The sequence below is a fragment of the Streptacidiphilus carbonis genome (genome assembly GCF_000787775.1).
GTDB lineage: Bacteria > Actinomycetota > Actinomycetes > Streptomycetales > Streptomycetaceae > Streptacidiphilus > Streptacidiphilus carbonis.
On the sequence record NZ_BBPM01000087.1, the window covers coordinates 16,920 to 22,962 of the forward strand.

Annotated in this window: 6 protein-coding genes; 5 read left to right on the forward strand and 1 reads right to left on the reverse strand. The window is 71.8% G+C overall.

The window, feature by feature from the left end; genetic code table 11:
* A partial coding sequence (locus TR46_RS44870) for a winged helix-turn-helix transcriptional regulator (protein ID WP_042410613.1) occupies positions 1-245 on the reverse strand: 245 nt, incomplete at its 3' end.
* Between the two features lie 158 nt (positions 246-403).
* Between TR46_RS44870 and TR46_RS35290 the strand changes: the two genes are divergently transcribed.
* The 5 genes from TR46_RS35290 to TR46_RS35310 all read left to right on the forward strand — a co-directional run bounded on the left by TR46_RS35290 (position 404) and on the right by TR46_RS35310 (position 5,997).
* Entirely contained in the window at positions 404-1,252 is an 849-nt protein-coding gene (locus TR46_RS35290) for an SDR family oxidoreductase (RefSeq protein WP_042410637.1), read from the forward strand.
* Between the two features lie 125 nt (positions 1,253-1,377).
* Positions 1,378-2,967, forward strand: a complete 1,590-nt coding sequence (locus TR46_RS35295) for a hypothetical protein (protein WP_042410619.1) — start codon at positions 1,378-1,380, stop codon at positions 2,965-2,967.
* 249 nt (positions 2,968-3,216) lie between these two features.
* Positions 3,217-4,041 (forward strand): hypothetical protein, encoded by an 825-nt coding sequence (locus tag TR46_RS35300; RefSeq protein ID WP_042410621.1) that lies wholly within the window; start codon positions 3,217-3,219, stop codon positions 4,039-4,041.
* Positions 4,042-4,195: 154 nt separating this feature from the next.
* Positions 4,196-5,134 (forward strand): hypothetical protein, encoded by a 939-nt coding sequence (locus tag TR46_RS35305; RefSeq protein ID WP_052433384.1) that lies wholly within the window; start codon positions 4,196-4,198, stop codon positions 5,132-5,134.
* A complete protein-coding gene (locus tag TR46_RS35310) occupies positions 5,131-5,997 on the forward strand; it encodes a hypothetical protein (RefSeq protein ID WP_042410623.1) in 867 nt (288 codons plus the stop codon). Before TR46_RS35305 ends, TR46_RS35310 begins: the two co-directional genes overlap by 4 nt.
* Positions 5,998-6,043 lie beyond the last annotated feature (46 nt).

Sequence of the window (6,043 nt, forward strand, 5' to 3'; positions counted from 1 at the left end):
ATCTCGTACTCGACGCGGGGCGGCACCTCGGGGTGGTAGGTGCGGGTGACCAGGCCGTCGCGTTCCAGCTGGCGCAGGCGCTGGGTCAGCACCTTGGGCGTGATGCTGCCGATGTGCCGCTGCAGTTCCACGAACCGCAGCCGGCCCTCTTGGTGCAGGGTCCACAGGATGGGCGTGGTCCAGCGGCTGAAGACGATGTCGACCACGGGGCTGATCGGACAGGCGAGTCGGGCGTCGTCGCTCATATGGATCCGCACCCCTCCGGCATAGCCGCTTTCCTCTAGGTACCTGCTATCCCGACGATGTTAGCTTCGTCGGGTCGCCGCCGGAAGTGGTCCGGGGGATTCGCAACTCGGCCCAACGGGGCCTGAGTTGACGCAACGAAGACTCAGGGGTGTTGATCGTGATCGTAGTCACCGGGGCAACCGGGAACGTCGGACGACCGCTGGTGCAGGCACTCGCCGCAGCGGGCGAGCAGGTCACCGCGGTGTCGCGGGGGAGCCGGGGGGACGCCGCGATGCCGGAGGGCGTCCGGCACCGCCGGGCGGACCTGAACGACGCCGAGAGCCTGCGGCCGGTCCTGGACGGTGCCGACGCGCTGTTCCTGCACGACGGCGGCGGCGCGGCGCAGGCGTTCAGCGCGGCGGAGGTGCTGGACGTCGCCAAGGCCGGCGGGGTCGGACGGGTGGTGCTGCTCTCCTCCATAGGGGTGCTCACCCGGCCGGAGTCCGTCTCGCACGGACAGGTGCTCCGCGCCAGGGAGGAGGCGGTCCGGCAGTCGGGGCTGGAGTGGACGATCCTGCGGCCCGGCGGGTTCGACTCCAACGCCTACGCCTGGGCGGAGTCGGTGCGGACGCAGCGCACCGTCGCCGCGCCGTTCGGGGACGTCGGTCTGCCGACCGTGGACCCCGACGACATCGCCGAGGTCGCCGCCGCGGTGCCGGGCGGCAAGGGCCACGGCGGCCGCGCCTACGAGTTGACCGGGCCGGCCCTCAGCACGCCCCGGCAGAACGCCGAGGCGATCGGCGCCGCGCTCGGCGAGCCGGTCCGCTTCGTCGAGCGGACGGCGGAGCAGGCCCGCGAGCAGCTGCTGCAGTTCATGCCGGAGGCCGTGGCCGTCACCACGCTGGCGGTCCTCGGCACCCCCACCGCCGCCGAACTGCGGATCAGCCCGGACATCGAGCTGCTCCTCGGCCGTCCGGCCCGCCCCTTCGCCGCCTGGGCGGAGCGCAATATCGCCGCATTCCGGTGACGGCCGGCTCCCGGCCGCCGACTGTTGTGCGCGGCCGGGCAACCAATCCGCCTCCCGGAACCACCTAGGGGTGCGGTCCGCAACACGGCGGCCGTACTCCGCCCAGGACGACCCAGGGAGCGCACATGGCCGGCACACGACGCAGGAGCCCCAGCAAGGGCTGGCGCCGCGGGACCCTCGTGGTCCTCCCGCTCGCGGCGGTGGCGACCGCCGTGGGGGTGTCGGTGCACGCCGCCGCCGGCGGAACGCCGCACGACCGGACCGTGGCCCAGGTGGCAGGCGGGTCGACGGCGGCCGGTTCCGCCGCCGCGACGACGCCCTCGGCCTCGGCGCTGAAGTCGGCCGCTGCCGCCAAGTCGGCCTCGGCCGCCGCAAGAAGAAAGGCGACGGCCGCTGCCGGGGCTTCGGCCAAGGCCGGCGCCCCGACCGCCGCCACCCTCCCGGCCTCCACGCCGCTGGCCCAGCGGATCAGCACCACCACGCTCACGCTCTCCAGCCCGCTGCACTACCTGGAACAGGGCTACAACGAGATGCCGCAGTGGACCAGGGTCGCCGTCGCGGCCGCACCGGGCGGCCAGGTCCAGGTCGCCTGGCCTGCCGGGAACGGCATCCATGTGACCCCGCTCGGCACGGCGCTGACCCGCAGCGGTTCGGACACCGTGGTCGCCGGGGCCCAGGAGGTCGGCGGACTGGTCGCCCACGACGACGGCTTCGGGCTGCTGACCAGGGTGCCGGACAGCAACAAGTGGAACGAGACCGCCGCCGCGCTGATCCGCTACCGCAACGGCGCCCGGGTCTTCACCGACAAGCTCACCGGGACCGCCAGCGACGACACCTCACCGGTGCTCGACGGCCGGCTCGCCTGGAACGGCACCGAGTACGGCGCCTACTTCGTCGTGCACGGCGCGGGCGGCTTCGCCGACGGACACTTCGGCGACAAACTGGCGTACGTGGGCGCGTCCGGAAGCCGGCTGAGCGGCGGCTGGAGCTGGGGCTGCAGCCACAACGAAGGCATCGCCCTGTATCCGGAGAAGTCCGGCCCGTTCACCTCGGTCTGCCTGGACGACTGGCGCTCCGGACTCTTCGTCAGCACCGGGATCGGCGCCCCGGACGTGGCACCGGTGCTGGGCCGTGAGCAGTGCTGGGCCGGCTACTGCGGCGGGGCCTTCCCGGACGGCACCGGGGACATCGTCAAGTCCGCCGCCGGCCGCTACGCCGTCGCCCTCGCCTCGCGCGGCGCCGCCTCCGCCGAGAAGAACTCCGCGGACTCCAGCGGCCGCGGCTGGACGGTGACCCCGCGCTGGAGCACCCACCAGGTCGCCGTGGACTTCCTCAGCAACTCCTCCACTCCCAGCGGAAAGACCGTCTTCCTGACCACTGACGCCGCTACCGACCACGTCAACGTCCACCTCGCGGCGTACGGCGCGAACCGGCTGCTGGTCTCCTGGGAGTCGCTGACCGGGGCCACGTGCGCCAGCGGCACCTGCACCGGCACCTTCGCCGGCACCCACCTGGAACTGATCGACTACACCGGCAAGGTGGTGACCGCGGCGGTGGTGGTGCCCGAGCACATCTCCGGGGACATCGCGGTGCTCCCGGGCGGGGACCTCGCCTGGGCCTCGGTCGGCGCCACCCCGGACTACTCCGCCGGACTGGGCACCTCCCCGACCACCACCACGCTTACCGTGACCCGGCTGCACCTGGCCGGGAGTTGAGTCCGGAGTGAATTCGGGCGGGTCCGCATAAGGGGTGGAACGGGATATTCCACAACGCAATTCCCGGGCCCCGGCGATATTGCATCTCGATTATATAAAGGAGTTGTGCGGCAGCTGAGGAGATCGACATAATCGCTGTTCGTGCCCCTGCCCATCCCCTTCGGGCGGCTCGGGGCGCGCTCGGCCTCCCCAGGGTGGGAATGAGGCGATTCACCATTCTGTGGGGTAGTCGTGGGGGAAAACGAAGGCGTGTCCGGTGTGCCCCGGGGCGGACATTTTCCGCCCGTACCGCCGCCGCCGGCCGCGTGGGTCGCAGCGGAGCCGAGCCCTGAGAAGCCGACGTCGCGCAAGGGCCGCAATCTCGCCCTTGCCGTCGCCGGCTGGCTGGTGATCGCATCGGGCACGGCCACCGGCGTGGTGCTGGTGGGCGACGGCGGTGGCACCACGCAGGCCGCCGCGGCGGCGCTGCCCAGCGCCAGCGCCTCGCCCTCGGCGGCGGCCAGCAGCTCGGCACCGGTGATCGCCCCCGCGCCGACCGCCGCGCCGAGCCCGAGCTCCACCGTGAAGGGCAGCGTCAACGGCTCCACGCACAGCGGTGACCTGCGCTTCTTCCTGCTTCCCGTCCCCGCGGACGCCGAGGCGTACGGCGACTCCGACGGCAGCAGGATGAGCATCGACGACGTCGCCAAGACCCTGGGCAACCCCAGCACCAGCAAGAAGATCCTCAATCAGTACGGCTGCGCCGGCGGCGCGTACCGCAGCTACCGCAGCAACGACGGCACGGTCACGGTCAACACCCAGCTGCTGCAATTCGACGGCTCCGGCCACGCCGGTGACTGGGCGTCAGGACTGACCTTCGGCAAGGGCAAGGAGTTCAGCGTCTCCGGGATCGACAACGGCAGGGGCATCGCCTTCGACCCGGCCACTGCGGACGGCGACGGAGAACTGCTCGGGATCTCCCATGTGGGCGACGTCGAGTACGAGATCACCGTCACCGGGACCGGGAAACTGGCCCACTCGCTGCTGACCCCGCTGATGAAGCGCGAGGAGCAGCGGCTCAGCTCCGGCCGCTGAGGCGTGCGAGGCGCTACCGCGCCTTCCCGAACTTCCCTTCCCAGAACGTCCCGTGGAGGACCGACCGTTGACCACCGAAGCAGCCGAACCGGCGGCTCCTGAACCAGAAGTCGTTCCGGCAACGGAAACTGACGCTCCATCGGATGCTGAGCCGGTGGTCAAGCCCGAGCCCGAGCCCGAGCCCGAGCCCGTAGCCGAAGACGGGGTCAAGGCCGAGGCGGAGGCCGCCCCCGCCGTGGCGCCCGATCCGGTGGCGACCCCCGCCCCGGAGCAGGCCCCCGCCGGCGCGGCGGTGCCCGTCACCGAGGCTCTGCCTGTCGCGGACGCACCTGCCGCAGATGCACCCGCCGCGGAGTCGGGGTCGCAGTCGCAGGCGGAGGCGCCCGGCGGGCGCAAGCCGCGGCGGCGCGGGAAGACGGCGCTGATCATGGCGGTTGCCGTGGCCCTCGGTGTGCTGGGCGGCGCCGGAGTCGGCTACGCCGTGCAGCAGCACCGCGCGCCCACCCCGCTGCCCCCGCTCTCCGTCGCCCAGCCGTCCTACCCGGCCGCCCACTCCACCGCCCCGGCGCTCACCGCGGCCCAGGACGACATGGTCAGGACCGACGGCGACCTCACCAAGCTCCTGGTTCCGGCGCCTCCGAAGGCCAAGGCCGATCCGCAGTGGGACGGTATCGACACCTGGCTGGACCTCGCCGACTACGCGGAGACGCGTTCGGGCCCCGGCGGTGCCTTCAACTGGTATGCCACCAACCACTTCCGCCGTGCTGCGCAGGCCCGCTGGCAGTTGGGGTCGGAGTGGACCACCATCCGGCTGGTCCAGTTCGCGCACACCAGCGAGGACGGTGCGCAGACGGATGTCGAGGACCAGCAGGGCTACATGAAGGACGCTAAGGCGGTCGCCATCCCCGGCAGCCACTCCGGCCAGGTCTACCCGGGGACGGCGGCCAAGCACGACGACTCCGGCACCTACTACACGGGTCATGCCTTCTTCCTGCACGGGGACATCTCCGTACAGATCGACATCGACTCCCCCCAGCCCGTCACCGCGAAGGCGCTGCTGGCCCTCGCCCAGAGCCAGATGGAGCGACTGTGACGGACGAACTGCCGCACTCTGAGCCGATGGGGAGCCCGGCCCCCGCGTTCCCCGCCCCGGGCCCGGTCGCGGTCCAAGCCGCGGTCCCGGCCGCACTCCAGGCCCCCGTCCCGGATCAGGTCCCGCTCCGCAAGCCCGGCAAGGGCCGCTGGTTCGCGCTGGCCACCCTGCTGGTGCTGTCCGCCGTGGCGGTCGGCGGAGGAGTCGGCTTCGGCATCCTCCAGGTGGACAGGAATCCCAAGAAGGCCGTCGCGGCTCCGACAGCCTCGCCCACTCCGTCCGCTTCGCCCGGCTACGGGGCCCATGTCGACGGTGACCACTTCGGCCCGCTGAGCGACATGCTGCTGCCGGTGCCCAGCGGGTACAGCCTCGGTCCGGACGACCCGGGAATCGGCAACGACACCACGCTCACCGCCGCGCAGTACCACGCGATCTTCGACAAGGACATCGCGTCCCTGTCCAGCAGCGACCGGCAGAAGCTGGAAGGAAGCTTCAACGCCAGCTTCATCAAGGGCGATGCCGTACGCACCTACCAGACGAACGACAACCTGGTCGTCGAGGTCGAGCTGCGCCAGGAGAACCAGAAGGTGGCGTCCTACGGTGCCGCCTGGCTGAAGTCCCTGGCCGACAGCACCCAGGCGTTCCGGGCGGGCCCTGCGGTGCCGGGCTTCCCCAAGGTGCACTGCTACCTCCCGCCGCTGTCCAACGGCGACAAGCTCGACTATCTGGACTGCGACGCCTCGGTGGGCGACCTGTACGTCCGGCTGTCGGCCTACGGAGTGGCGCCGCTGGACTCCGCCTCGGCCACGGAGCTGCTCCGGCAGCAGCTCGAACGACTTGCTATCCCGGGAGCGCAGACATGAGCGAGTTGACGGAGCCCACCCCCAGCGCCGCGCCCACCCCCACCCC